Raw genomic sequence first — 26,310 nt, forward strand, 5'->3', positions numbered from 1 at the left:
AGCGCAGTTCGCGCGGCGCGGCTGGCAGGGCGGCGATCAGCGCCTGGGGCGCGGCCAGCGCGGTCCCCGGCGGCCCGGCGTAGGCTGCCTGGGCCAGCGGCGGCGCGCCGCTGCTGAACAGCTTCCACGGATTCATCGACATCAGCCCGCTGAAGATCCAGGTGATGGTGATGGCGGCGAACAGCAGGCCGCTGAGGTGATGCCAGCGCATCATCTTTTCACGGTAGGGCGAGCGGCTGCCGCTGGCGTAGGGCCGAGAAAAGCGCCAGCGCAGGACGCCGACGACGGTGCCGGTCAGCGCCAGCAGCACGCCGGCCACGGACAGCCAGACCACGATGTCGTGCCACCAGCCGTCCAGCGCATTGCCGCGGAACGGATACAGCCAGTGGATCCAGGCGCCCAGGTAGTTCCAGCCGCGCTCGGTGCGCGTGGCATCCAGCACCACCATGCCGGTGGCCGACGAGATGTACAGCCGGGTGCCTGCGGGGTCGTCCAGGTCCACCCGGTGCAGCGGCCGGTCCGGGGTCAGCGCGCGGGAATGGGTAAAGGCGTCCTCGTCCACCGTGCCCTGGTAACGGGCGGCGTACTGACCGCCGCTCCAGGCATGCGCGGTCGCCAGCGCGGTCGCGGCGTCGGCGGCGGGCAGCAGGACGCCGCTGGCGGCGTCCACCACCTTGGGCGCGCTGCGCGGCGCGCCGGGCACCAGATACACCGGCGCGCCGCCGCGGGCGGCGGCCAGCGCCATGCCGGCGGGGTCCGTGGCGCCGGCCGCGGCCAGCGCCTGCGACGGCGTCACGGCGATGGCCGCGGCATCCAGCGGCGGCAGATGCGCCAGCCGTTCCTGCGGCGTGAGCTTGGGATAGCCCACGTACATCATCACCATGCCGGAAATGAACCACATGGCGAAGAACAGGCACAGCACGATGCCCGCCCAGCGGTGGATCAGATACAGCCAGCGCTTGGCGCGGGAGGACAGCGGCGTTGCGGCTGGACGCCGCGATGAAGGAAGAGCGCTCGTGTTCATGACAAGTCCTGTCAGAAGCGGGCCTGCAGGCTCAGTTCCACCGAGCGCGGCGCGCCCAGGTAGTACATGGTCGGGGTCGCGTTCGCGGCGTAGACCTTGTCGGCCAGGTTGCGCACGCGCGCCGTCACGCTGAGGTTGCGGTTGACCCGGTGCGACAGGGCCGCGTCGAACACGGTGTAGGACGGCGTCCAGACCGTGTTGGCGGCGTCCGCGTACATGCGGCCCACGTAGCGCGCCGCCACGCTGGCGGTCCAGTCGGGCAGGAAGGCATAGTCCAGCCAGACGTTGGCCAGCCGGCGCGGCGTGTTGGTCGGCACGTTGCCGTTGCGCGAGACCGCCACCCCGCCTACGGATTGCGAGAAGTCGTCGTAGCGCGGATCGACAAAGGCGACGTTGCCCTGCAGGGACAGCTGGGAGGTCAGCTGCAGGCCGCCCGCCAGTTCGATGCCGCGCGCCGACTGCGCGCCCACCGGCAGGCTCACGCCTGGGTTGTTCGGGTCGGGGGTCGCCATGTTCTTGCGCTTGATCTCGTACAGCGCCACGGTCGCCGAGCCGCGCCCGTCCCAGAAGTTGAACTTGCCGCCCACTTCGGCCTGGGTGCCGGTGGTGAGCTTGTCGTTGTTCAGCACGTCGGCGAACGAGGCGGTGGCCAGCAGCCCGGACGGAGGATCCGCCGCGGTGGCGTACTGCGCGTACAACGAGGCTTCCGGGCTCAGCTCCCAGTTCAGGCCCAGCCGTCCGGTCAGGGGGGAGTAGCTGCGCTGCGCGCTGGCGGGCGAAGAGGGCGTGACGGCGCGGCGGTTGGTCAGGTCCACGTCGATGAAGTCCTTGCGCAGCGCCGACACGATGGCCACGCCGGGCAGCACCGTCCTGCGGTTTTCCAGCGTCAGCGCCAGCGTGCGGATGCGGTTGTCGCGGTCGGCGACGTGGCCGCGCTTCATGCCGGGAATGTCGTAGAAATTGCCGGGCGAGAAATCGTAGGGATCCACCGCGTCCACCTGGGCAGGCAGGCTGGTGGGATAGCGCGTGATCTTGTTCTGGCTGATGTCCACGCCGAAGGACCAGTCGCTGGGCAGGCCGGCCAGAGTCGAGCGGTACAGGCCCTCCACCCGGTTGCCGATCAGGCTTTGCTCGTGGCGCTGCAGCAGCGCGCCGGACCGCAGCACCAGGCTGTTGCCCGTGTTCAGGCGGTAATTCTCCAGGTTGCGGTAATCGCGTTCGGCGCGGTAGTAGTACAGCGTGTTCTTGAAGGTCAGGTTGGAGCCGGCGCGCCATTCCGTCAGCGACCGCGCCCACAGCACGGACTGCTCGTACAGGCCGTCGCTCACGTTGTAGTTCTTGAAGCGCGTGCCATCCAGGATGCGGCCGGCGCCCTGCACCACGCCGTTGGCGTCGGTCTTCAGCGGCGTGCCCCAGTAAGGGCGGTCCACCTGCTCGCGCTGGTATTCGAAGGCGAAGGTCTGGGTCACGTCGCTGCCCAGGTCGGACAGCAGCGAGGCGGCAATCTGGCTGGCGCGGGAATGGTTGTCGTCGACCCAGCCGCTGCTGGCGCCAGTGTTGGCGTCGATGCGCAGGTAGTGGCCGCTGCCGCCGGGCTCGCCCGCCAGCTGCTGGTTCAGGCCGACCGAAACCTGCCGGCTGTCGAACGAGCCCAGCCGCAGCTGGCCCTCGTAGAAGGTGTCGCGTTGGGGCAGCTTGGTCACGTAGTTGATGGCGCCGCCCACCGCGCCCGCGCCGAACAGGAAGGTGGAGGGGCCGCCTATCGCCTCGACCCGGTCATAGATCCAGCTGTCCACGGGGCGGGCGGCGATGGAGTCGTACTGCACCGAAATGCCGTTGAACAGCTGCGAGACCTGGCCGCCGGAGAAGCCGCGGTAGCTGACCGCGCCGGCATTGCCCGGGGGCGAGGCATTGTCCACGCCCGGGATGCCGCGGGCGATCTCCTGCGTGTTCAGCGAACCGCGCGCTTCAATCTGCTCGCGCGAGATCACGGTGACGCTGGCCGGGGTTTCGCGCAGGGTCAGCCCCAGGCGGCTGCCGGTGCTGTCGCGCGCGTCCAGGTTGATGGGGCCGTTGGGCGCGGGGTCTTCGGCGGCGGCGCCGTGCACGGTGGTGGGCGCCAGGGTTTGCACCGCGGGTTCGGTGGTCAGGGCCTGGGCGGAACCGCTGGCGAGCGCGCCCAGCAGCAGGGTGTAGGTCGTGGTTTTCTTCATGTCTGGAACCGGTGGTCCGGCCCGCGCGTCCGGCAGGCCTCCCGCGGGACGGGAGGCAGCTGGCCGGGACGCGCAAGCCTGAATGACGGCACGCAGCCGCACGCGCGGCGGGCGCGGACGGAACGTGGCGGCGAGGTGGCAGGGGGCGGACGCGCTTGGGCCGTCTTCAGGCGGCGGGGCGCGGCGGCTCAGACGGCTGGCGGCGCGCGCGGCTGGGCCGCGCTCCAGGCATGAAGAGGATGCGCCGCCAGGAAGAACAGCGGCGGATAGGTGATGGCGCGCCCGACGGGGGCGGGCACCACGGGAACGGGCGCGGGCAGGATGCCCACGTCGGCGTTGGGGTTGCGGCACAGCGGGCAGTGATGGCTGTCGCCATGGGCGTCGGCCTGCGAGCTGTCATCGCCGTTGCCTGGCACTTCCAGCGTCAGGGAGGCCCGTCCCGCGCCTTCGCTGGTGCAGAAGTCCACGCTGATGCGGTGGGCGTTGTGGCTGGTGGGAGACAGGCTCAGCGCATGGGCCAGCGACGGCGCCAACGACGCCCACAGGATCGCGACGAGCGCGATCCATATGGCGGGGCGGGTCAGGTAGGCGGCGGAGCACATGGCGCCCGATTATATCGGAGCAGATCCGCCCGCCGTCTATACGGACAAGTGCCGACGCACGTCCTCGCCGTCGATTTCGGCGCGGCCGCCGCTGGCCGCCACCGCGCCGCGCGACAGCACCACGAACTGGTCCGCCAGTTCGCGGGCGAAGTCGAAGTACTGCTCGCACAGCAGGATGGCGATGTCGCCGCGCTGGCGCAACATGTGGATGACGCGGGCGATGTCCTTGATGATGGACGGCTGTATGCCCTCGGTGGGTTCGTCCAGGATGATGAGCTTGGGTTCGGCGACCAGGGCGCGGGCGATGGCCAGCTGTTGCTGCTGCCCGCCGGACAGGTCGCCTCCGCGGCGCGACAGCATGGTCCGCAGCACCGGGAACAGTTCGTACACCTCTTCCTTGATGCGCCGGGCGCGGGCCGCCGGCTTGGCCGCCATGCCCATCAGGATGTTCTCTTCTACTGTCAGCCGGGCGAAGATGTCGCGGCCCTGCGGCACATAGGCCATGCCGCGCGCGGCGCGCTGGTGCGGCGCCAGGCGCGTGACGTCGGCGCCGTCGAAGGCGATGCCGCCGCGCGCCACCGGCAGCACGCCCATCACGCACTTGAGCAGGGTGGTCTTGCCCACGCCGTTGCGGCCCAGCAGCGCCAGGCATTCGCCCTGGCGCACGGACAACGACACTCCGCGCAGGGTGTGGCTGCCGCCGTAGTATTGGTCGATTGCGTTCACGTCCAGCATTTCAGCGCCCCAGATAGACTTCGATGACCCGCGGATCGGCCTGTACCTTGCTCATCGGCCCCTCGGCCAGCACCGAGCCTTCGTGCAGCACCGTGACCTTGCCGTCGCCCGCGATCTGGTTGACGAAGTCCATGTCGTGCTCCACCACCATCAGCGAATGGCGTCCGCGCAATTCGTTCAGCAGCTCGCCGGTGCGCTCGGTCTCGGCGTCGGTCATGCCCGCCACGGGCTCGTCCAGCAGCAGCAATTGCGGCTCCTGCATCAGCAGCATGCCGATTTCCAGCCATTGCTTCTGGCCGTGGGACAGAAGCCCGGCGGGCAACGCCGCCTCGGGCCGCAGCCGGATCAGGTCCAGCGTCTCGCCTATCTTGTCGGCCTGCTCGCCGCTCAGCCGGGCGAACAGCGTGGGCCGCACGCGCTTGTCGGTCTTCATCGCCAGCTCCAGGTTTTCGAAGACGCTGTGCTGCTCGAACACGGTGGGCCGCTGGAACTTGCGGCCGATGCCCGCATGCGCGATCTGGGCTTCGTTCAGCGTGGTCAGGTCTATGCTCTGGCCGAAGTAGGCGGTTCCCGCCGTGGGCCGGGTCTTGCCGGTGATCACGTCCATCATCGTGGTCTTGCCCGCGCCGTTGGGGCCGATGATGCAGCGCAGTTCGCCCACGCCTATGTCCAGCGTCAGGTCGTTCAGGGCCTTGAAGCCGTCGAAGCTGACGGTGATGCCTTCCAGGTAGAGGATGGCGCCGTGGCTGGTGTCCAGGCCCTTGGGGCTGACGCGGCCGTAGCCGGCATCGCCGCTGGGGCCGCCGTCCAGCGCAGAGGATTCGATGTGCGTGCTGGTCATGTCTTTTTCCCCTGGAAGCGTGCGGAAATGCGGCGCGCCAGGCCGACGATGCCGGTGGGCAGGAACAGCGTCACCAGCACGAAGATGAGGCCCAGCGCGTACAGCCAGAACTCCGGCAGCACGCTGGTGAACCAGGTCTTCAGGCCGTTGACGGCGCCCGCGCCGATGATGGGGCCGATCAGCGTGCCGCGTCCGCCGGTGGCGACCCAGATCACCATTTCGATGGAGGTCTCGGTCGACATCTCGCTGGGGTTGATGATGCCGACCTGCGGCACGTAGAGCGCGCCGGCGATGCCGCAGAGCACGGCCGACAGGGTCCAGACGAACAGCTTGAAACCCAACGGCTCGTAGCCGATGAAGCGCAGGCGGCTTTCGGCGTCGCGCACCGCGGTCAGCACGCGGCCCAGCTTGCTTTGCGTGACCGCACGCGCCAGCACCAGCGCGCCCGCCAGCGCGGCCAGCGTGACCCAGTACAGCGCGGCGCGCGTGCCGGGCGCGGTGATGTCGAAGCCCAGGATGCGCTTGAAGTCGGTGAAGCCGTTGTTGCCGCCGAAACCCGTGTCGTTGCGGAAGAACAGCAGCATGGCGGCGAAGGTCAGCGCCTGCGTGATGATGGAGAAGTACACGCCCTTGATGCGCGAACGGAACGCGAAGTAGCCGAACACGAAGGCCAGTACGCCCGGCACCAGCACGACCAGCAGCATGGCGTACCAGAAATGTTCGGTGTAGGACCAGTACCAGGGGTAGCTCTTCCAGTCCAGGAACACCATGAAGTCGGGCAGGTCGCTCTGGTAGACGCCGTCGCGGCCGATGGCGCGCATCAGGTACATGCCGTGCGCATAGCCGCCCAGCGCGAAGAACAGGCCATGGCCCAGCGACAGGATGCCGGCATAGCCCCACACCAGGTCCAGCGCCAGCGCGGCCATGGCGTAGCACATAAACTTGCCCAGCAACGCCACCGCATAGGCGGACACGTGCAGGGCATGGCCCGGCGGAAAGACCAGGTTCAGCAAGGGCAACAGCGCCAGCAGCGCCACGGCCGCGGCCAGGACAGCCCAGGTCCGGCCCGAGTACAGCGGGCGGCGGGTCAGCAGGTTCAGGTCGGTCAGCGCGTTCTGTTTCATTCGACGCTCCGGCCGCGCGGGGCGAACAGGCCTTGCGGCCGCTTCTGCACGAACAGCACGATGAGCGCCAGGATGGTGATCTTGGCCATGACGGCTCCGGCGTAGGGTTCCAGGAATTTGTTGACGCCGCCCAGGCCCAGCGCGGCGATGACGGTGCCGGCCAGCTGGCCCACGCCGCCCAGCACCACCACCATGAAGGAATCGACGATGTAGCCGCGGCCCAGGTCGGGCCCCACATTGCCCAGCTGGGACAAGGCCACGCCCGCCAGCCCGGCGATGCCGGACCCCAGGCCGAAGGCCAGCATGTCGACGCGGCCGGTGGGCACGCCCACGCAGTCGGCCATGCGGCGGTTCTGCGTGATGGCGCGCACGAACAGGCCCAGGCGGGTATGGTTCAGCAGCGCCCACACCAGGAACACCACGAAGAAGGCGAAGCCGATGATCACCAGGCGGTTGTAGCTCAGCACCAGGCCGCCCAGCACCGTGACGCCGCCGGACATCCAGCCGGGATTGCCCACCTCCACGTTCTGCGCGCCGAACAGCGTGCGCACGCCCTGCATCAGGATCAGGCTGATGCCCCAGGTCGCCAGCAGCGTTTCCAGCGGCCTGCCGTAAAGCCAGCGGATGACGGTGCGTTCCAGCGCCATGCCGACCAGCGCCGTCACCGCGAAGGCCAGCGGCAGCGCGGCCAGCACATACCAGTCCAGCCATCCCGGCAGCCAGGCGCGGAACAGCGTCTGCACCACATAGGTCACGTAGGCGCCGATCATCAGCAGTTCGCCGTGCGCCATGTTGATGACGCCCATCAGGCCGAAGGTGATGGCCAGGCCCAGCGCCGCCAGCAGCAGCACGCTGCCCAGGCTGATGCCGTAGAACAGGTTGCCGGCCCACTCGATGGTGGCCAGATGGCGGTCGATCTGCTTGAGCGCGCGCTCGGCGGCTTCGCGCACTTCGGGGTCGGGTTCCGCATACACGCCGTCGCGCTGCTGGGTCAGCGCGGCCAGCGTCGGGCGGAAGGCGGCGTTGCGGGTGCCGCCCAGCAGCTCGACCGCGTGGCGCCGCTTGGCGGGATCGCCGCTCTTCAATTCCAGATTGGCCTGCGCGATCAGCAGCGCATCGCGGACGGCGTCGTCCTTTTCGGCCGCCAATGCCTTTTCCAGCATGGGCAGGCGCGCCGGGTCGCCGGTCTGTTGCAGGCGGCGGGCGGCGGCCAGGCGCTCGGCGGGCTGTTCGGAATACAGGCGCGAGCCGGCCAGCGCTGTCTCGATGGCGCGGCGCAGGCGGTTGTTGATGGCTATCGTGCCCGCGCCCGCGGGCAATTCGGCCGCGGCGCCCGTCGCCGCGTCGGTGGCGCTCGCGCCCTTGCCGCCGATGAGCACGCGGCCATCGTCGGTAGCGTAGAGCCGGTCCTCGCCCAGCGCCTGCAGCACCGCCGCAGCGGCCGGGTCGGGCAGTTGGCCCAGCGCGGCAATCGCCTGCAGCCTGGCGTCCGTGTCGTCGCCGGCCAGCGGCGCGAGCAGGGCCGGGTCCACGCCGCTGGCCGCCGCCGGGGCGGCCGCGAGCGGCATGGCGACCAGCCAGGCCAGAAGGAAACGACGCAAGTAGAGTGCGATTGCCGCGATGCGCATGGCTGCTTGTCCCGAGAGCGTTAGAGGCCTTGCTTGCCTTCATTGCCCGGGATGTACGGGCTCCAGGGCTGGGCGCGGATCGGACCCTTGCTCTTCCACACCACGTTGAACTGGCCGTCCGCCTTGATCTCGCCGATGTAGACCGGCTTGTGCAGGTGGTGGTTGGTCGGGTCCATTTCGATGGTGTAGCCGTTGGGCGCGTTGAACTTCTGGCCGCCCATCGCCGCGATCACCTTGTCCACGTCCGTGGTCTTGGCCTGTTCGACCGCCTGCTTCCACATATGGATGCCGATGTAGGTGGCCTCCATCGGATCGTTGGTCACGACGGTGTTGGCGTTGGGCAGGTTCTTGGCCTTGGCATAGGCCTGCCACTTCTTGATGAATTCTGCGTTGACCGGGTTCTTGACCGACTCGAAGTAGTTCCACGCGGCCAGATGACCCACCAGCGGCTTGGTGTCCACGCCGCGCAGTTCCTCTTCGCCGACGGAGAACGCCACCACCGGAACGTCGGTGGCCTTCAGGCCGGCATTGCCCAGCTCCTTGTAGAAGGGCACGTTGGAATCCCCGTTGATGGTGGATATGACGGCCGTCTTGCCGCCGGTGGCGAACTTCTTGATGTTGGCCACGATGGTCTGGTAGTCGGAATGGCCGAAGGGCGTGTAGACCTCGTCGATGTCGCTGTCCTTGACGCCCTTGGAGTGCAGGAAGGCGCGCAGGATCTTGTTGGTGGTGCGCGGATAGACGTAGTCGGTGCCCAGCAGCACGAAGCGCTTGGCGCCGCCGCCGTCCTCGCTCATCAGGTATTCGACCGCGGGTATGGCCTGCTGGTTGGGCGCGGCGCCGGTGTAGAAGACGTTCTTCTCCAGTTCCTCGCCTTCGTATTGCACGGGGTAGAAGAGCAGGCCGTTCAGTTCCTTGAACACCGGCAGCACGGACTTGCGCGACACCGAGGTCCAGCAGCCGAACACCACCGCCACCTTGTCCTGGGACAGCAGCTGGCGCGACTTCTCCGCGAACAGCGGCCAGTTCGACGCGGGGTCCACCACCACGGCTTCGAGCTTCTTGCCCATCACGCCGCCGTTGGCGTTGATTTCGTCGATGGTCATCAGGGCCACGTCCTTGAGCGACGTTTCCGAGATCGCCATCGTGCCCGACAGCGAATGCAGGATGCCGACCTTGATGGTGTCTTCGGCGGCGTACACCTGCGGCATCCAGCCGGACATGGCCAACAGGCTCAGTGCGGTCAGTTGCTTGAGGGCTAGTCTGCGTTTCATGGTGACTCCTGAATGGAATGTGCCGGCCGCGCCGGCGAGAACGTTCTGAAAAACACCCGACAACGAGATCCTCAAAGCAAAAGCCGTGCCAGCCGCGGATGCGGGCGCGGGCCGCTATATGAAGGGGGAAAGGAGAGGCGCGCAGGGCGGTGCGAGGCGCGGCGGGCGCGGTGACCGATCTGGTGCCGCGTGCACAACATGGGTGCGCGCACTGCCCGCTGGCGGTGCGCGCGGGGCAGGCCGTGCGACGCCTGGCCGATGGTTTGCGCCGCGCCGCCAGAGGCGCAAGAGGCTGACGGCCGACATGGCACGCCGATTGCTTGGGAATCCGTACTTGTATACAAGAAAGGATTCCAGCATGAACGCCGCAGCAACCCAGAAGGGCCCCATCGGTTGGACGATCGCGCAATGGCAGGCCGCCTACCGCGATGAGGGCGCGACGCCTGAAACCTTGCTGGCCGCATGGGCCGAACGCGGCGGTCCGCCGGACAACGCCTGGATCAAGCGGGTGGACGGCGCGGGGCTCGCCAGCCAGCTCCAGGCGCTGCGCGGACTGCTGGAGCAAGCGGGCGGCGATCTGGCGCGGCTGCCGCTGTATGGCGTGCCCTTCGCCATCAAGGACAACATCGATGCCGCCGGCTGGCCTACCACCGCGGCCTGCCCGGAGTTCGCCTACACGCCGGACCAGGACGCCACCGTCGTCGGCCGCCTGCGCGCGGCGGGGGCCATCCTGGTGGGCAAGACCAACCTGGACCAGTTCGCCACCGGCCTGGTGGGCACGCGTTCGCCGCTGGGCGCCGTGGTCAACACCTTCAACCCGGAGTACGTCAGCGGCGGTTCCAGTTCGGGCTCCGCATCCGTGGTGGCGCGCGGCCTGGCCGCATTCTCCCTGGGCACGGACACCGCGGGATCGGGCCGCGTGCCCGCGGGCTTCAACAACATCGTCGGCCTGAAGCCGACCAAGGGCCGGCTCAGCGCGGCCGGCGTGGTGCCGGCCTGCCGCACGCAGGATTGCGTGTCGGTGTTTGCGCTGACGGTGGACGATGCCGAGCTCGTGGCCGACATCGCGGCTGGCTTCGACGAGCGCGATCCTTATTCGCGCGCGCAGCCTGCGGGCAGCGGCCATCCCTGGCCGGCGCAGCCCAGGCTGGCGGTCCCCGCGCAGCTGGAATTCTTCGGCGACGCGCAAGCGGCGGCCGCGTTCGACGAGGCGCTGTGGGTCCTGAAAGCCTCGGGCGCGGTGGTCGAAACCATAGACTTCACGCCGTTCAACGAACTGGCGGCGCTGCTCTACCAGGGGCCTTGGGTGGCCGAACGCTTTGCCGCCGTGGAAGCGTTGTGGAAACAGCATCCCGACGCCATCCATCCGGTGGTGCGCGGCATCGTCGAGCAGGCCGCGGGTTACAGCGCGCTGGACGCCTTCAAGGCCGAATACCGGCGCGCGGAACTGGCGCGGCGCATCCATCAGTCGCTGCAAGGCTTCGACGCGCTGTTCGTGCCGACCGCGCCGTCGATCTACACCATCGCGCAGCTGGAGGCCGACCCGGTAACGCTGAATTCGCAGCTGGGCGTCTACACCAACTTCGCCAACCTGGCGGACCTGTCGGCGCTGGCGTTGCCCGCCGGCATGCGCGGCGATGGGCTGCCCGCCGGCATCACGGTCATCGGACTGGCCTGGCAGGACCATGCGCTGGCGCAGTTCGGGCGGCAGTGGCAGGCGCGCTTGGGCCTCCCCTTGGGTGCCACTGGCGCGCCGCTTCCTGCCGCCAGCCAGTCCCGCGCCCCGGCGCGCGACACGGTGCGCGTGTCCGTGGTGGGCGCGCACCTGCGCGGCATGCCGCTGAACCATCAGCTGATCTCGCGCCGCGCCGTCTTCGTCGAACAGGCGCGCACGGCGGGCGACTACCGCCTGTATGCGCTGGCCAACACCACGCCGCCCAAGCCCGGCCTGGTGAAGTCCGCGGACGGCGCGCCCATCGAGGTCGAGCTCTGGGACGTGCCGCTGGCGGCCTTCGGCGCCTTCGTGGCCGAGATCCCGGCGCCGCTGGGCATAGGCACGCTGGAGCTGGAGGACGGCCGCCTGGTCAAGGGCTTCATCTGCGAGCCGCGCGGCCTGGAGGGCGCGCGCGACATCACCGTCTTCGGCGGCTGGCGCGCCTATCTGGCCAGCCTGGCCGCGCAGGCCTGATCCCCAGTTTCCGATAACCCCGCAAGACACCAGGGAGTCGCACCGTGTTCGATACCGTTCTGATTGCCAACCGCGGCGAAATCGCCGTCCGCGCCATCCGCACCCTGAAGCGGCTGGGCATACGCAGCGTGGCCGTTTACTCCGACCCGGACCGCAATGCCGCGCACGTGCGCGAGGCCGACGTGGCCGTGGCCCTGGGCGGCGCCAAGGCCGCCGACAGCTACCTGCGCATGGACCTGTTGCTGGCCGCCGCGCGCGAACACGGCGCGCAGGCGATCTATCCGGGCTATGGCTTCCTGTCCGAGAGCGCGGAGTTCGCGCAGGCCTGCGAGGACGCGGGCATCGCATTCGTCGGCCCCACGCCTTTGCAGATCCGCGAGTTCGGCCTGAAGCACCGCTCACGCGAACTGGCGGCCGCGGCCGGCGTGCCGATGACGCCGGGCACCGGCCTGCTGGGCAGCCTGGGCGAGGCGCTGTCGCAGGCCGAGCGCATCGGCTATCCGGTGATGCTCAAGAGCACGGCGGGCGGCGGCGGCATAGGCCTGTCGCGCTGCGACAACGAGGCCGAACTGACTGCGGCCTATGACAGCGTGCAGCGCATGGGCCAGCATTTCTTCAGCGACGGCGGCGCCTTCATCGAGCGCTATGTGGACAACGCCCGCCACGTCGAGGTGCAGATCTTCGGCGACGGCGCGGGCCGTGTGCTGGCGCTGGGCGAGCGCGATTGCTCGGTGCAGCGCCGCAACCAGAAGGTCATCGAGGAAACCCCCGCGCCGCTGCTGCCGGCCGCCACGCGCGAAGCGCTGCACGCCGCCGCCGTGCGGCTGGGCGAGTCGGTCGGCTACCGCTCCGCGGGCACGGTGGAATTCATCTACGATCCGGCGCGCGACAGCTTCTACTTCCTGGAAGTGAACACCCGTTTGCAGGTCGAACACCCAGTGACGGAAGCGGTCACGGGGCTGGACCTGGTGGAGTGCATGCTGCGCGTGGCCGCGGGCGAGCCGTTGGACTACGCCGCCATGTCGCGCGCGCCGCAAGGCGCGTCCATCGAGGTCCGGCTGTACGCCGAGGACCCGCTGCGCCAGTTCCAGCCCGCGCCGGGCGTGTTGACCGAGGTGCTCTTTCCGCAGGGCGTGCGGGTGGACGGCTGGGTCGAGACCGGCACCGAGGTGCCGGCCTATTACGACCCCATGCTGGCCAAGCTGATCGTGCATGCGGATACGCGCGAGGCCGCGCTGGACAAGCTGGCCGACGCCTTGGCGCGGACCCGGCTGCATGGCATCGCCACCAATCTGGATTACTTGCGGCAGATCGTCGATGACGCGCGCTTTCGCGCCGGCGAATTGTCCACGCGCTTCCTGGAGGGCTTCGTCTACCGGCCCGCGGCGATCGAGGTGCTGGCGGCGGGCACCTACACCAGCGTGCAGGACTATCCGGGGCGGGTGGGCTACTGGGACATCGGCGTGCCGCCGTCGGGGCCGATGGACGACTACGCCTTCCGCCTGGCCAACCGCATCGTCGGCAACGCGCCCGACGCGGCCGGCATCGAGACCACCCTGGTCGGTCCCAGCCTGCGCTTCCATGGCGATGCCATCGTCGCGCTGACCGGCGCGGCCTGCGCCGCCACCCTGGACGGCGAACCCATGCCCATGTGGACGCCGGTGGCCGTGCGGTCCGGCCAGGTGCTGGAGACCGGCCGCGCGCTGTCGGGCTGCCGCAGCTACCTGGCCGTGCGCAACGGCCTGGACGTGCCGGTCTATCTGGGCAGCCGTTCGACTTTTGCGCTGGGCCAGTTCGGCGGCCATGCCGGCCGCACCTTGCGCGTGGGCGACATGCTGCCGCTGGTGCGGCCCGGGCTGGCCGCGGCCACGCCGCCCGAGTCCGAGCCGCAGGCCGCGCCCGCCGAGCTGATTCCGGCCTACGGCAATACCTGGGAAATCGGCGTGCTCTACGGCCCGCACGGCGCGCCCGACTTCTTCCGGCCCGAAGCCATCGACGCCTTCTTCGCCGCGGACTGGGAGGTGCACTACAACTCCAACCGTCTGGGCGTGCGCCTGATCGGACCCAAGCCGACGTGGGCGCGCGAGGACGGCGGCGAAGCCGGCCTGCATCCGTCCAACATCCATGATTGCGAGTACGCCATCGGCAGCATCAACTTCACCGGCGACAGCCCCGTGATCCTGACGCGCGACGGCCCCAGCCTGGGCGGCTTCGTCTGCCCCGTGACCATCGCCCGCGCCGAACTGTGGAAGGTCGGCCAGGTCAAGCCGGGCGACCGCATCCGCTTCGTGCGCATCGATTACGAGCGGGCAGTGGCGCTGGAGGCGGCGCAGGACCGCTGCGTGGCGGAACTGGCCGCACCCGCGCTGGCGCAGGCCGCAGCGCCTGCGCTGACTCGGACCGCCTCGCCGCTCGACGTGACGGAACCCATCGTGGCGCTGCTGCCGGCGCAGGGGGCGCGTCCCTCCGTGTCCTACCGCCAGGCGGGCGACGGCTATCTGCTGCTGGAGTACGGCGACAACGTGCTGGACCTGGCCCTGCGCATGCGCATCCACCTGCTGATGGAGGCGCTGGCCGCCGACCCCGTCGCCGGCGTGCTGGAACTGTCGCCCGGCGTGCGCTCGCTGCAGATCCGCTATGACAGCCGTATCATCCTGCAAGGCGCGCTGATCCAGCGCCTGTTGCGGATCGAGGCCGGGCTGGCGGACGTGGCCACGCTCAAGGTGCCGACCCGGGTGGTTCATCTGCCGATGGCGTTCGAGGATACGGCCACGCTGGGCGCGGTGCAGCGCTACCAGGAGACCGTGCGCGCCAGCGCGCCCTGGCTGCCGAACAATGTGGATTTCATCCGGCGCATCAACGGCCTGGCCAGCCGCGATGACGTCCGCGACATCGTGTTCGACGCCAGCTACCTGATCATGGGCCTGGGCGACGTGTATCTGGGCGCGCCCTGCGCGGTGCCGATAGACCCGCGCCATCGCCTGCTGACGTCCAAGTACAACCCGGCGCGCACCTACACGGCCGAAGGCACGGTGGGCATAGGCGGGGTGTACATGTGCATCTACGGCATGGACTCGCCGGGCGGATATCAGCTGGTCGGCCGCACCTTGCCCATCTGGAACAAGTTCCTGAAGAACCCTGTGTTCCAGGACGGCAAGCCCTGGCTGCTGCGCTTCTTCGACCAGGTGCGCTTCTATCCCGTGACCGAGGCCGAGCTCGACGTGTTGCGCGAGGACTTCCGCGAAGGCCGGGCCACGGTGCGCATCGAGGAAGAGGTGTTCGACTTTGCCGAGCACCAGCGCTTTCTGGCGGAACACGCGGACAGCATCGCCGCGTTCCAGACGCGGCAGAAGAGCGCCTTCGACGCCGAGGTGGCCCTGTGGAAAAGCGAGGATGCCGTGGCGGAGCCGGACGCCGCCGCACCCGGGCCGGATGCGGAGCCGGCGCTGCGCGAAGGCGAACGCCTGGTCAGCGCCGATATGTGCGGCAATATCTGGAAGATCCCGGTGCAGGTGGGGCAGAGCGTGTCGGCCGGCGACACGCTGGTGGTGGTCGAGGCCATGAAGATGGAGCTGTCCGTCATCGCGCCCGCGTCCGGAACCATCGCCGCGATCCGCTGCGTGCCCGGCAAGCCCGTGAACGCGGGCGATCCGCTCATCGTGCTGGCCGAGGACGCCACCTGCCCGGTGGCCTGAGGCGATGGGCATGGACGCCTTGCGGGCCGGCCCCGCCATGCGCCAGGCGCCGGCCCTGGCCGGTTCGCTGGCCGACCAGGTCTACCAGCGCCTGAAGGACGACCTGTTTGATTTCCGCATGTTGCCGGGCGAACGCTTCACTGAGGCGGAACTGGCGGCGCGCCTGGGCGTCAGCCGCACACCGGTGCGGCTGGGCCTGGCGCGGCTGGAGCGCGAGGGCTACGTGCTGCCGCGGCCGCGCAGCGGCTGGCAGGTGCGGCCCTATGACTTCGAGCGTTTCGAGGCGCTGTACGACGTGCGCGTGGTGCTGGAGCAGGCCGCGGTCGAACGGCTGTGCGCGCGCGAGCAGATGGACGAGGCCGGCATCCTGGGCGCCTTGAAGGACGTGTGGCTGGCGCCGCCGCGGCAGCGCATCCTGGACGGCCGGCTGGTGGCGCAGCTGGACGAGGCCTTCCATTGTGCGTTGGTGGCGGCCGCCGGCAATCCGGAGATGGCGCAGATCCACCGCGACGTGACCGAGAAGATACGCATCGTGCGGCGCCTGGATTTCACCAAGGACTTCCGCGTGGACGCCACCTACGAGGAACACGCGGCCATTCTGCGGGCGGTGCTGGCGCGGCGCGCCGACGAGGCGGCGCGCATGCTGCGTTCGCATATCGGCATGAGCCGCGCCGAAGTCCGCAAGATCACGCTGCACATGCTGCATGAGGCGCGCGAGAACGCGGGCGGAGGAGCTGCCGGGCCTGCGGGCTAGTCCTGTAGGTGCCGGCCAGCCCTGCAGCTGTTGGCTAGCCCTGTAGCTGCCAGCCAGCCCTGCAACTGTCCGCTAGCCCTGCAACTGCCGGTAGACCTCTTGCGACACCCGCAGCAGCTCGTCGCGGCTGACCGCGCCGGACAGCGCATAGCCGAATTGTCCTTCGACCCAATAGAACACCCGCACCGGGCCTTCCTGGGTGAACTGGAAGGCCGTCTGTCCGCCCGCCGCCTCGCGGGTGACGTACAGCGTCAGCCGCTGTCCGTCGGCCGCGCCGTACATGAACAGCGCTACCGGACCCGCGCCGCCCGGCAGCAGGCGGCCGCCCACCAGCTCATAGCCGGCCTGCGACAGGGACGGCGGCCGCATGGTGGCGCCCATGCGCTTGGTCAGCCAGGTCACCAGGCCTTTTTCGTTGTCCGCGCCGACTTCCACGGGCCGGCCCATGTCGGGCGCGTAGACCGCGTGGGCGATGGCGGCGCGCTGGGCATAGCCTCCCGCCACGCGCTCCGGCGCAGCGGTGGCCAATGCCGCCTGCAACTGGTGGGCGTCCATCGCGCCGCGCGTGATCCAGGCGGCGCTGGCGCTGACGGCGGCGATCGCCACGCCCGCGGCCAGGGCCCGCCAGGGCCAGGGGTTGGCCGGACGCGCCAGGGGCAGGCGTAGCGGCAGGGGTTCGTCCAGCACCGGGTCCAGCAGGGCATGCAGCTGGCGCCGCTGTTCCCGCCATTCCTCGACCCGGGCCTGGTCCTGCGGGTGCGCGGCCAGGAAGGTCTCGACCTCGGCGCGGCGCGCCGGCGGCAACTGGCCGTCCGCATAGGCGTGCAGATCGGCTTCGGTAATCGGGGTGCCCTTGCCGGGCACCGCATGGAGGCGGTTCTCGTTCATGTCATTTCACGCGATGGAGCCTGCTGACGGTGTCGCGCGCCTGCATCAGCGCGCCCAGCTTCTCGCGGGCGCGCGACAGGCGCGACATGACCGTGCCCATCGGCACGTCCAGTATCCGGGCGGTTTCCTGATAGGACAGGTCCTCCACGCAGATCAGCAGCAGCACTTCGCGCTGCTCCGCGGGCAGGGCTTGCAGGCAGCGGTCCAGGTCGCGCACCTCCAGGTGGTCCGTCTGGGTGGCGCGCACCGGGGCGTCGGGCAGGTCGCCCACGGCATTCTGCTCGGCCCGCCGGCTGCTGGCGCGCACGCCGTCGATGAAATGGTTGTGCATGATGCCGAACATCCAGGCGCGCAGTTCGCCTCGTCGCTGCCATCGCGAATAGCGGCTCCATGCGCGCTCCAGCGTGTCCTGGACCAGGTCGTCGGCCCGGTGGGGGTCGCCCGTCAGCCCGCGGGCGTAGCGCCGCAGGCTGGGGATGCAGGCCAGGATCAGGGCTTCGTCTTCGGCGCGCATGGGTTGCTGCAATGGGTTGCCGGGGCGGCTCAGGGCTTGGCGGCGTGCCAGACGTCCTTGAAGTTGTCGCCGCTCTTGTCGCCGGCCTTGGCGTCCTTGGAGAAGGTGTACAGCGGCTTGCCCTTGCTGGCCCATTGCTTGCTGCCGTCGTCGCGGGTGATGACGGTCAGGTCGCCCATCGGCTTGGCGTCGGCGCTGGCCGTGACCGGCGGCCACAGCTTGGCGCACTGGTCGTTGCAGGCGCTCTTGCCGCCGGCATCCTTGTCAAAGGTGTAAAGCGTCATGCCGGCGCTGTTGACCAGAACGCCGTCCTGGGTCTTGACGGCCTGGGCCTGGGCGCCGGCCGAAAACAGGGCGGCGGCGCTGAGCGCCAGGGTTGCGGCGATGTGTTTGCGCATGGTTTGCCTCGTGCGTAGATAGGGAAAGTGGGGGACTGCCCTCTACAGACGCCGGCGGTTGCGGATTTATTCCCGTCGGGCGGAAAGAAGTTGCAAGGGTCAGCCAGCCGGCCGGACCGCGCCGGGTTCGTAACGCATTTCGTATTCCAGTTCGGTCTCCTCCACGGGGGTGAAGCCCAGCGCTTCATAGAGGCGGCGGGCGGGGTTGCCTTTCAGCACGCTCAGGGTGACGGGAATGCCTTGGGCGTCGGCCTCGTCCAGCAGGTCTGCCAGCAGGCGGCGGCCCAGGCCGCGGCCCTGGAACGCGGGGTCGATCTGGATCTGAACGACGCGCCAGCCGGCCGCGTCGCGGCCATGCTTGAACAGGCCGGCGGGCCGGCCGTCCAGCCAGACGATTCGGGCGTCCTCGAAGCGGTAATGGATGCGGGCCAGATGGTGCTCGTCGTCCAGCGGCGCGCCTGCGCGTTGCAGATGTTCCTGCATGGTGGATTTGCGCAGGGCAAGCAGGAAGGGCAGGTCGTCTTCGGTGGCGGGTTGCAGCGCCAGGGAGCAGGTCAGGGTCATGGGGCGGGAAGGTGGGTGGGGACGCCCGGCGGGCTTGCCGGCCTGATTATCAGGTTATAGAGCGGTTGCGCCCCGGGCGCCAGCGCGCCGCCGGCTTGTGGCCGGCTAGGCGTTGCGCGCGCAGGCCCATCCCAGCTCGGCCAGCGGCTCCACCTTGGCGCCCATGGCCTGGGCGTCGTCGGCGGCGGCGTTGCCGCCCGACGCGCGCGCGGCGACGCCCTGCAGGATGGCCGCCATGCGGAAGAAGCTGTAGGCCAGGTAGAAGCCCCAATCGGACACGCCCGCCAGCCCCCGGGCCCGGCAGTACGCCGCCACGACCTCCTCTTCGGCGGGAATGCCCAGGGCCGCGAGGTCGCGTCCGGCCACGCCGCGCCACAGTTCCGGCGACACGCGCCAGCACATGCAGTAGTAGGCCAGGTCCGCCAGCGGGTGCCCCAGCGTCGACAGCTCCCAATCCAGCAGGGCCAGGGCCCTGGGCTCGGTCGGATGGAAGATCAGGTTGTCCAGGCGGAAGTCGCCGTGCACCAGCCGGGTTTCGTCGCCGGCGGGAATGTTGCCGGGCAGCCAGTCGATCAGCGACTCCATGGCGGGCAGGTCGGCCGACGGCCGGCTTTCCCGGTATTGCCGCGTCCAGCGCGAGATCTGGCGCGCGTAGTAGTTGCCGGGGCGGCCATAGTTTTCCAGGCCCAGCGCCGCATAGTCCAGCTCATGCAGGGCCGCCAGCACGCGGCTGGTTTCGGCGTAGATCGCGCCGCGCTCGTCAGGGCTCATGCCAGGCAGCGCCGGGTCGACGAAGCAGCGCCCCTGCACGTAATCCATCAGATAGAACGGCGTGCCAAGCAGGCTGTCGTCGGTGCAATAGTCCAGCATGCGCGGCACGGGCACCGCGCTGCCTTGCAGCGCCCGCATGACCCGGAATTCACGGTCGATGGCGTGCGCCGAGGGCAGCAGCTTGCCCGCGGGCTGCTTGCGCAGCACGTATTGGCCGCCAGCCGTGGCCACGATGTAGGTCGGGTTCGACTGGCCGCCGGCCAGGCGGCGCAAGCTCACCTCGCCGGCCTCTTGCGCGTAGCCGCCGCGCACCAGATAGGCGGCCAGCGCCTCCTGGCCGGCCAGCCGGTCCGGCTGCGCGCCGGTCACGATTGCGCCCCGGCATGCTCCTGCTCCTGCCAATGCCAGAAGGCGTCGCCCTCGTCCATCAGGAACCGGGCCAGCACCATCTTGTGCACCTCGGAGGCGCCGTCGACTAGGCGCGCCTGGCGCGCATAGCGGTAGATCCAGGCCAGGGCCGTGTCGCGCGAGTAGCCGCGCGCGCCGGTCAGCTGGATGGCGGTGTCGACCGCCTTGTGCAGCGTTTCGGAGACGACGATCTTCGCCATCGAGACTTCCTTGCGCGCGTAGCTGCCCTGGTCCAGCGCGACCGCGGCGCGCATCGTCAGCAGGCGGCCGATCTCGATCGCCATGGCGCATTCGCCCAGCATCCACTGCACGCCTTCGCGCTCGGCCAGCGCGGTGCCGAAGCTCTGCCGCGTCGCCACGTAATCGCGCGCGATGGCCAGGGAACGGCGGGCCAGCCCCAGCCAGCGCATGCAGTGCGTCAGCCGCGCGGGCCCCAGGCGGATCTGCGTGACCTTCAGGCCATCGCCTACCCCCAGCAGCCGGTTCTCATCGGGAATCTCCAGCCCGTCGAACAGCAGTTCGCAGTGGCCGCCGTGTTCTTCCGGCCCCATGATGGGGATGCGGCGTTCGATGCGCCAGCCGGGCTGGTCCGCGTCGAAAAGAAAGGCGGTCAGGCCCTTGCGCGGATCGTCCGAGGTCTTGGCCATCAGGATGAAGTGCTGCGCCACGCCCGCGCCGGTGATGAACCACTTCTTGCCATGCACCCGCCATTTGCCGTCCTTCAGCGTGGCGGTGGTGCGCATCATCGAAGGATCAGATCCGCTGCCCGGATGCGGTTCCGTCATGGCGAACGAGGAACGCACCTTGCCGTCCACGATGGGTTGCAGCCAGCGGGCCTTCTGCGCCTCGGTGGCGACCTTCTCCAGCACCATCATGTTGCCGTCGTCGGGCGCCGCGCTGTTGAACACGACGGGCCCGAAGATCGACACGTTCATTTCCTCGTAGCAGGCCGCCATGCCGACGCGGGACAGGCCCTGGCCGCCGCGGTCGCGCGGCATCTGCAACGCCCACAAGCCGGCTTCGCGCGCACGGCGGCGCAGCGGCTGCAGGACTTCCTCGCGGATGTTCTCGTGTTCGTCGTAGGAGGCCGGATCCGCTTCCGCCGGCAGGATGTGGGTCTCGACGAAATCCTTGATGCGCAGGCGATAGCTTTCGATTTCTGGCGTGAGGCTGAAGTCCATGTTGCTTCCCTGGGTCAGAGCGTGGAAATGAGATGTCCGCCATCCACGACCAGGACGGATCCGGTCATGAAGGAAGAGGCGTCGGAGGCCAGCAGCAGCAGGGGAGCCGACAGCTCCCGGGCCTGGCCGAGGCGGCGTTGCGGCACGCGCCGGATCAGCGCCTGGCCCGCGTCGCTGGCGAAGAATTCGCGGTTCAGGTCGGTTTCGATGTAGCCGGGCGCAAGCGCATTGACGCGGATGCCATGGCGCGCCCATTCCAGCGCCAGGGCCTGGGTCAGCTGGATCAGCGCGGCCTTGGACGCGGTGTAGGCGGGCACCTGCTGCGCCACCCGCAGCCCCAGGATGGAGGCGATGTTGATGATGCTGCCGCCGCCATGCGCCTGCATGTGGCGGCCGGCGGCCTGCGCCACCCGCCAGGTGCCGTTGAGATTGACGTCGATCACGTCCATCCAGTCGGCCTCGGTGTGTTCCAGCGCCGGCCGGGTGGCGGTGATGCCGGCATTGTTGACCAGGATGTCGAGGGCGCCGTCCAGGCGCTCGGCCGCCGCATCGAACAGGCCCGCGACGCTGTCGGGGCGGGTCACGTCCAGCGCGATGGCGCAGGCGCGCCGATCCGCGGCGGCCAGCTCGGCGGCCAGCTGCTCGCCGGCCTGCAGCCTGCGTCCGGCCAGGGCGACGTGCGCGCCCGCGGCGGCCAGGGTGCGCGCGAACTCCGCGCCCAGTCCGCCGAAGGCGCCGGTCACCAGGGCCCGCTTGTTGCGTAGGTCCTCGAACATGCTCACTCTCCTTCGGGCGCTTGCGCCGCGGGGGTCATGCAGGCTTGTACGCCGACGCTTCCACTTCGATCAGCCATTCAGGCCGGGCCAGCGCCCGCACCACGACCAGCGTCGCGGCGGGGCGGGCCTCGCCCAGATAGGCCAGCCTGACCGGACCCAGCAACGGCAGCTGGCTTTCGTCCGTGATGTAGGTCACGACCTTGACCAGGTCGCCCGCGTCCATTCCGGCGGCCTCCAGCATGGCCTGGATATTGCGCCAGGCGGCGTGGGCCTGGGCCTCGAAGCCCTGGGCGAGCGCACCTTCGGACGATACTCCCACCTGGCCCGCGATGTGCAGCCAGCGTCCGGCGCCTTCGGTCAGCACGCCCTGGCTGTAGGGGCCCAGCGGCGCGCAGACGCCGGCGGGATTGAGTGGATGGCCTGCCATGGGGACTCCTTGTGAAAGATCAGGCCCGGCCCGCGCCGGGCAGCAGCAGATCGAGCGTCTTGTTGAACAGCGGATAGTCGCCGCTGGAGAAATCGGTCAGCAGATCGAAATGGTTGCGCCGCGGCACCACCAGGTTCTCGACCTGGTAGCCATGGCTGGCGCAATGGCGCGAGAAGTCCAGGCTCTGCCCGCGAAAGCCGTCGGTTTCCAGCGCGCCGGCGGCGAACACCAGGGGGACTTCGTAGAGCGCGGCGGGCCGGTACAGCCCCAGGCTGCGCGCTTCCGCGGCGCTCATGTGGAGATCGCGGTTGATCGAGGTGCGCAGCAGCGGTTCCAGGTCGAACAGGCCGCTCAGCCCGACGTAGCCCCGTATCCTGCCGGCCAGCGCCGGAACCAGGTCGCGGCACAGCGCCCTGGCCGCCATGTGCCCGCCCGCGGAATGCCCGGACAGCACGATGCGGCTGGCGTCGTAGCCATGGCGCTCGCCCTGCGCGGTAAGCCAGGAGACGGCGCCACAGGCCTCGTCCACGATGTCGGACACGCTTGCGTGCGGCGCCAGCGTGTAGTTGGGCAGCGCCACCGCCACGCCGCGCGCCAGGTACTCGTCGGCGATGAAGGAGAAGCCGTGCTTGTCCAGGGCGCGCCAGTAGCCGCCATGGATGAAGACCAGCAGCGGCGGCGCCGGCACGTGGTCGGGCACGAACAGGTCCAGCACGCTGGAAGGCCGCTCGCCGAAGCGCAGGTCCAGGCGCGCCTCGCGCCGGCCGCGCGTGTCGGCGCTGCGGCGCGCGTAGGTAAAGTAGATTTCCTCGCGTTCGGGATGCCTGGCGCGCAGGTTGTACTGCGCTTCCTGCTCCGGATCGATCGCCTGCTCCTGGGAAGAAAACGTCATCGCTTCACCTGTCTCCTGTCAGGCGCCCAGGTAGGCCGCCTGTACCCGTGTATCGTCGCGCAGCGCCTGGGCGCTGCCCGAGTACGCCACCCGGCCTTCCTGCAGCACGTAGCCGTAGTCCGCGGCGCTCAAGGTCAGCCTGGCGTTCTGCTCCGCGATGAACAGCGTCAGGCCTTCCTGCTTGAGCCGGCGCAGCGACATGAAGATGTCCTTCACCACCAGCGGCGCCAGGCCCATGGAGGGCTCGTCCAGCATCAGCAGGCGCGGGCTGCTCATCAGCGCGCGGCCTATCGCGACCATCTGCTGTTCGCCGCCGGACAGCGTGCCCGCGGGCTGGCGGGCGCGCTCGGACAGGCGCGGGAACAGGTCCAGCACGAAATCGAGGTTGCGGCGGAATTCCGTCTGGCGGCGCTGCTTCAGCAGCTTGTAGCCGCCCATCTCCAGGTTTTCGCTGACCGACAGCGGCGCGAACACGCGCCGGCCTTCCGGCACCAGGACGATGCCGCGGTCGACGATGCGGTCGGCGGACAGCGTTTCCAGCGCTTCTCCCTCGAAGCGGATGCTGCCGCGCAGCGGCCGCAGCAGGCCGCTCAGGCTGCGCATGACCGTGGTCTTGCCGGCGCCGTTCGCGCCGAGCAGGCAGCCTATCTGTCCGGCCGGGATCTCCAGGCAGGTTTCGCGCAGCACGTCGCCGGCGCCGTAGGAGGCGCACAGATTGGTGATCTCAAGCATCGGCCATGTCCTCCCCGAGATAGGCTTTCAGGACCAGGGGATCGGCGCGCACCGCGTCGGCCCGGCCCTCGGCGATCTTGCGGCCGTAGTTCAGGACCAGGATGTCGTCGCACAGCTGCATGACGAAGCTCATGTTGTGCTCCACCAGCAGCACGGTCACGCCGCTGGCGTTCACTTCGCGTATGACCTGAGCCACCTGCGCCACCTCGGCGTGGGGCACGCCCGCGACGGGTTCGTCCAGCAGCAGCAGGGCGGGGTCGGCGGCCAGGGCGCGCGCGATTTCCAGGATCTTGGCCTGGCCGAAGCTCAGGTCCGCGGCCAGCACGTCGGCCTGGCGGGCCAGATGCAGTTGTTCCAGCCGCTGCATCGCGACGTCGCGCATCTGCCGCTCGTCGCGCCGTTGCCGGGGGGTGCGCAGCATGCAGGCCCACAGGCCGGAGCCGAAGCGCGCGTGGCAGCCCACCATGACATTCTCCAGCACCGTCAGGTCCTTGAAGATCTGCAGGTTCTGGAAGGTGCGGGCGATGCCCAGGCGGACGCGCTGGTGCGGCGGCAGGCCGCGCACCGAACGGCCGCGAAAGCGCACGTCGCCGCTACCCGGAAGCAGCAGGCCCGCAACGATGTTGAACAAGGTGCTCTTGCCGGCGCCGTTGGGGCCGATCAGCCCCTTGATCTGCCCCTGCTTCAGGTCGAAGGACAGGTCGGCAAGCGCGGCCAATCCGCCGAAATTGATGCCCAGGTCCCGCACCGACAGGAAATCGTGATCAGCCATGGCGCACCTTTCCCTTCGTTGCCGCCACCGGGACTGCGGGCAGGCGTGGCGAGCGCCGGCACAGCCGCTGCGCCAGTCCCGCCAGCCCGCCCGGGAAGAACATCAGGACCAGGATCATGCCCAGCCCGAACAGCAGCAGCTCGACGTCATGGAAGGCACGCAGCAGCTCCGGCACCGCGGTGTAGACCAGCGCGCCGAACAGCGGTCCCCAGTACTTGCCCCAGCCGCCGACCGCGACCATGACCAGCAGCAGCACCGAGGCCGAGAAGCTGAAGGTCTCGGGCGAGGCGAACTGGTTGAAGTGGACGTAGAACGTGCCCGCCAGGGCCGCGACCGCGGCGCACAGCACGAAGATCGCCACCTTCAGCGCGTAGGTGTTGATGCCCAGGCTGGACGCGCCGACTTCGCTGCCGGCCACGCTGATCATGGCGCGGCCGATGCGCGAGCGGCTCAGGTTCAGGAAGCCCCACATCAGCAGCAGGCCGGCGGCCCAGGCCAGGTAGAAGAAGCGCCGGTCGGTATCGAAGGCATAACCTGCCACCGTGATGGGCTCGACGCCGGACAAGCCGTTGGGGCCTCCGGTAAAGTCCACCAGCTCGACGAACAGCACCGACAGGATGGCGTTGAAGCCGAGCGTGGCCATCGCCAGGTAGTGGCCGCGCAGCCGCAGCACGGGCAGGGCGATCAGCAGGGCCGCCGTGCTCGCGACGGCCAGCGCCGCCGGAATGCCAACGAGCGCCGGAATCCCGTATTTGGCCGACAGCGCGCCGCTGACATAGGCGCCCAGGCCGAAGAAGCCGGCCTGGCACATCGAGATCTGTCCGCAATAGCCCATCAGCAGATTGAGGCTGGCGATCAGCATCAGGTTGATGCTGAACGTCACCGCCAGGCCCACGGCATAGCTGTTTGGCGCCACGAACGGAAACAGGAGGAAGAGGCCCCATAGCGCCAGCAGGATGCGCAGGTCGAGCTGTCTGCCGTCGCCGGACGGGTGGATATCTGATTTCATCGCCACATCCTTCAGACCTTGTTGATTTCGGCTTTGCCCAGCAAGCCCTGGGGACGGTAGAACAGCACGAGCAGCAGCAGGATGAAGGACAGCGCGTCCTTGTACTGCGAGGAAATCAGGCCGCCGCCCAGCGCCTCGATCACGCCCAGCAGCAGGCCGCCGAGCAGGGCGCCTTGCAGGCTGCCCAGCCCGCCCAGCATGGCCGCGCTGAAGCCCTTGAACCCCAGCATGGTGCCGTGGTCGTAGGAGGTGAAGGTCAGCGGCGCGATGATCACGCCGGCAATGCCGCCGGCCAGCGCCGCCAGCACGAAGGCCACCGTCACCGAACGCCGCACGTTGATGCCGACCAGGGCCGCGGCGTCGCGGTCGATGGCGGTGGCGCGCAGGGTCTTGCCCAGCAGCGTGCGCTCGAAGAAGAAGTGGGTCCCCAGCATGAAGACCAGGGCCACGCCCATCACCCAGAAGCTCTGCGGCGGAATCTGCGCGCCCGCCAGCGCCACGGGCGCATCGCCCGAGAACGCGGGATAGCCCATCGGCGTCTTGCCCAGCCCCAGCATGACCAGGCTCTTGGTGCAGATGGCCAGGCCGATGCTCAGCAGCGTCACCAGCAGCGGCGCGGGTTTCTTCAGCGGATGGATGACCAGGCGTTCGGACACGCCGCCCGCCACGGCCACCAGGGCCACCGCCGCCAGACAGGACAGCCATAGCGGCAGCGCCGCGACCGCGTAGCAGGCCGCCGCAACCATGCCGCCCATCATGACCCATTCGCCCTGGGCGAAGTTGATGGCGTCGGTGCTCTTGAAAATGACGTTGAAGCCTACCGCCACGATGGCGTAGATGCTGCCGGTGGTGATCCCGGCGACTAGCAGTTGAACGATCTGCGCGGACATATCCATGGCG

24 protein-coding genes are annotated in these 26,310 nt (G+C 69.3%); 3 read left to right on the forward strand and 21 right to left on the reverse strand.

Going from position 1 to position 26,310, the window contains the following annotated elements:
• From HWY37_RS31945 to urtA, 8 genes are all read right to left on the reverse strand, one after another.
• A partial coding sequence (locus HWY37_RS31945) for a PepSY domain-containing protein (protein ID WP_176090666.1) occupies positions 1 to 1,024 on the reverse strand: 1,024 nt, incomplete at its 3' end.
• Positions 1,025 to 1,035: 11 nt separating this feature from the next.
• Positions 1,036 to 3,237, reverse strand: a complete 2,202-nt coding sequence (locus tag HWY37_RS31950) for a TonB-dependent receptor (RefSeq protein WP_176090667.1) — start codon at positions 3,235 to 3,237, stop codon at positions 1,036 to 1,038.
• Positions 3,238 to 3,425: 188 nt separating this feature from the next.
• Positions 3,426 to 3,839: a DUF2946 domain-containing protein gene (locus HWY37_RS31955; protein ID WP_176090668.1), complete on the reverse strand. Its 414-nt coding sequence runs from the start codon at positions 3,837 to 3,839 to the stop codon at positions 3,426 to 3,428.
• Positions 3,840 to 3,875: 36 nt separating this feature from the next.
• Positions 3,876 to 4,574, reverse strand: a complete 699-nt coding sequence (gene urtE, locus HWY37_RS31960; RefSeq protein ID WP_175209845.1) for an urea ABC transporter ATP-binding subunit UrtE — start codon at positions 4,572 to 4,574, stop codon at positions 3,876 to 3,878.
• 1 nt (position 4,575) lies between these two features.
• The gene (gene urtD, locus HWY37_RS31965) at positions 4,576 to 5,415 is read right to left on the reverse strand and encodes an urea ABC transporter ATP-binding protein UrtD (protein WP_175209844.1); all 840 of its coding nucleotides are present in this window, start codon (positions 5,413 to 5,415) and stop codon (positions 4,576 to 4,578) included.
• Entirely contained in the window at positions 5,412 to 6,539 is a 1,128-nt protein-coding gene (urtC, locus tag HWY37_RS31970) for an urea ABC transporter permease subunit UrtC (RefSeq protein ID WP_176090669.1), read from the reverse strand. Before urtC ends, urtD begins: the two co-directional genes overlap by 4 nt.
• Entirely contained in the window at positions 6,536 to 8,167 is a 1,632-nt protein-coding gene (gene urtB / locus HWY37_RS31975; protein WP_176090670.1) for an urea ABC transporter permease subunit UrtB, read from the reverse strand. Before urtB ends, urtC begins: the two co-directional genes overlap by 4 nt.
• 20 nt (positions 8,168 to 8,187) lie before the next feature.
• Positions 8,188 to 9,441: an urea ABC transporter substrate-binding protein gene (urtA, locus tag HWY37_RS31980; RefSeq protein WP_175209841.1), complete on the reverse strand. Its 1,254-nt coding sequence runs from the start codon at positions 9,439 to 9,441 to the stop codon at positions 8,188 to 8,190.
• A gap of 358 nt (positions 9,442 to 9,799) precedes the next feature.
• On the opposite strand from urtA, the gene atzF reads away from it, so the two are divergent.
• Genes atzF through HWY37_RS31995 form a run of 3 tightly spaced genes read left to right on the forward strand, consistent with a single transcriptional unit; the run spans position 9,800 to position 16,078 of the window.
• Positions 9,800 to 11,629 (forward strand): allophanate hydrolase, encoded by a 1,830-nt coding sequence (gene atzF / locus HWY37_RS31985; protein ID WP_176090671.1) that lies wholly within the window; start codon positions 9,800 to 9,802, stop codon positions 11,627 to 11,629.
• Between the two features lie 44 nt (positions 11,630 to 11,673).
• Positions 11,674 to 15,324 carry an urea carboxylase gene (gene uca, locus HWY37_RS31990; protein ID WP_176090672.1) on the forward strand — a complete coding sequence of 1,217 codons (3,651 nt, stop codon included), beginning with the start codon at positions 11,674 to 11,676 and terminating at the stop codon, positions 15,322 to 15,324.
• 10 nt (positions 15,325 to 15,334) lie between these two features.
• Entirely contained in the window at positions 15,335 to 16,078 is a 744-nt protein-coding gene (locus tag HWY37_RS31995) for a GntR family transcriptional regulator (RefSeq protein WP_175209838.1), read from the forward strand.
• 72 nt (positions 16,079 to 16,150) lie between these two features.
• Here HWY37_RS31995 and HWY37_RS32000 read toward each other — a convergent pair whose 3' ends face one another.
• The 13 genes from HWY37_RS32000 to HWY37_RS32060 all read right to left on the reverse strand — a co-directional run bounded on the left by HWY37_RS32000 (position 16,151) and on the right by HWY37_RS32060 (position 26,306).
• A complete protein-coding gene (locus HWY37_RS32000) occupies positions 16,151 to 16,966 on the reverse strand; it encodes an anti-sigma factor family protein (RefSeq protein WP_176090673.1) in 816 nt (271 codons plus the stop codon).
• Position 16,967: 1 nt separating this feature from the next.
• The gene (locus tag HWY37_RS32005; RefSeq protein ID WP_176090674.1) at positions 16,968 to 17,480 is read right to left on the reverse strand and encodes an RNA polymerase sigma factor; all 513 of its coding nucleotides are present in this window, start codon (positions 17,478 to 17,480) and stop codon (positions 16,968 to 16,970) included.
• Between the two features lie 29 nt (positions 17,481 to 17,509).
• On the reverse strand, positions 17,510 to 17,878 hold the full coding sequence (locus HWY37_RS32010; protein ID WP_176090675.1) for a COG4315 family predicted lipoprotein: 369 nt from the start codon (positions 17,876 to 17,878) through the stop codon (positions 17,510 to 17,512).
• A 99-nt stretch (positions 17,879 to 17,977) separates the two neighbouring features.
• Positions 17,978 to 18,442: a GNAT family N-acetyltransferase gene (locus HWY37_RS32015; protein WP_176090676.1), complete on the reverse strand. Its 465-nt coding sequence runs from the start codon at positions 18,440 to 18,442 to the stop codon at positions 17,978 to 17,980.
• Between the two features lie 105 nt (positions 18,443 to 18,547).
• A complete protein-coding gene (locus HWY37_RS32020; RefSeq protein ID WP_175209828.1) occupies positions 18,548 to 19,582 on the reverse strand; it encodes a phosphotransferase in 1,035 nt (344 codons plus the stop codon).
• Positions 19,579 to 20,802: an acyl-CoA dehydrogenase family protein gene (locus HWY37_RS32025; RefSeq protein WP_176090677.1), complete on the reverse strand. Its 1,224-nt coding sequence runs from the start codon at positions 20,800 to 20,802 to the stop codon at positions 19,579 to 19,581. Before HWY37_RS32025 ends, HWY37_RS32020 begins: the two co-directional genes overlap by 4 nt.
• Before the next feature lie 14 nt (positions 20,803 to 20,816).
• Complete coding sequence (locus HWY37_RS32030; RefSeq protein WP_176090678.1) at positions 20,817 to 21,578, reverse strand: SDR family NAD(P)-dependent oxidoreductase; 762 nt, start codon at positions 21,576 to 21,578, stop codon at positions 20,817 to 20,819.
• A gap of 34 nt (positions 21,579 to 21,612) precedes the next feature.
• On the reverse strand, positions 21,613 to 22,005 hold the full coding sequence (locus HWY37_RS32035) for a RidA family protein (protein WP_176090679.1): 393 nt from the start codon (positions 22,003 to 22,005) through the stop codon (positions 21,613 to 21,615).
• 19 nt (positions 22,006 to 22,024) lie between these two features.
• Positions 22,025 to 22,897 carry an alpha/beta hydrolase gene (locus tag HWY37_RS32040; RefSeq protein ID WP_175209820.1) on the reverse strand — a complete coding sequence of 291 codons (873 nt, stop codon included), beginning with the start codon at positions 22,895 to 22,897 and terminating at the stop codon, positions 22,025 to 22,027.
• 18 nt (positions 22,898 to 22,915) lie between these two features.
• Positions 22,916 to 23,629: an ABC transporter ATP-binding protein gene (locus HWY37_RS32045; RefSeq protein ID WP_175209818.1), complete on the reverse strand. Its 714-nt coding sequence runs from the start codon at positions 23,627 to 23,629 to the stop codon at positions 22,916 to 22,918.
• On the reverse strand, positions 23,622 to 24,401 hold the full coding sequence (locus tag HWY37_RS32050) for an ABC transporter ATP-binding protein (protein ID WP_176090680.1): 780 nt from the start codon (positions 24,399 to 24,401) through the stop codon (positions 23,622 to 23,624). Before HWY37_RS32050 ends, HWY37_RS32045 begins: the two co-directional genes overlap by 8 nt.
• On the reverse strand, positions 24,394 to 25,410 hold the full coding sequence (locus tag HWY37_RS32055) for a branched-chain amino acid ABC transporter permease (protein ID WP_176090681.1): 1,017 nt from the start codon (positions 25,408 to 25,410) through the stop codon (positions 24,394 to 24,396). Before HWY37_RS32055 ends, HWY37_RS32050 begins: the two co-directional genes overlap by 8 nt.
• Before the next feature lie 11 nt (positions 25,411 to 25,421).
• Positions 25,422 to 26,306, reverse strand: a complete 885-nt coding sequence (locus tag HWY37_RS32060; protein ID WP_175209812.1) for a branched-chain amino acid ABC transporter permease — start codon at positions 26,304 to 26,306, stop codon at positions 25,422 to 25,424.
• Positions 26,307 to 26,310: the final 4 nt, after the last annotated feature.

Origin of the sequence: Achromobacter anxifer (assembly GCF_903652925.1) — a bacterium.
GTDB lineage: Bacteria > Pseudomonadota > Gammaproteobacteria > Burkholderiales > Burkholderiaceae_B > Achromobacter > Achromobacter anxifer.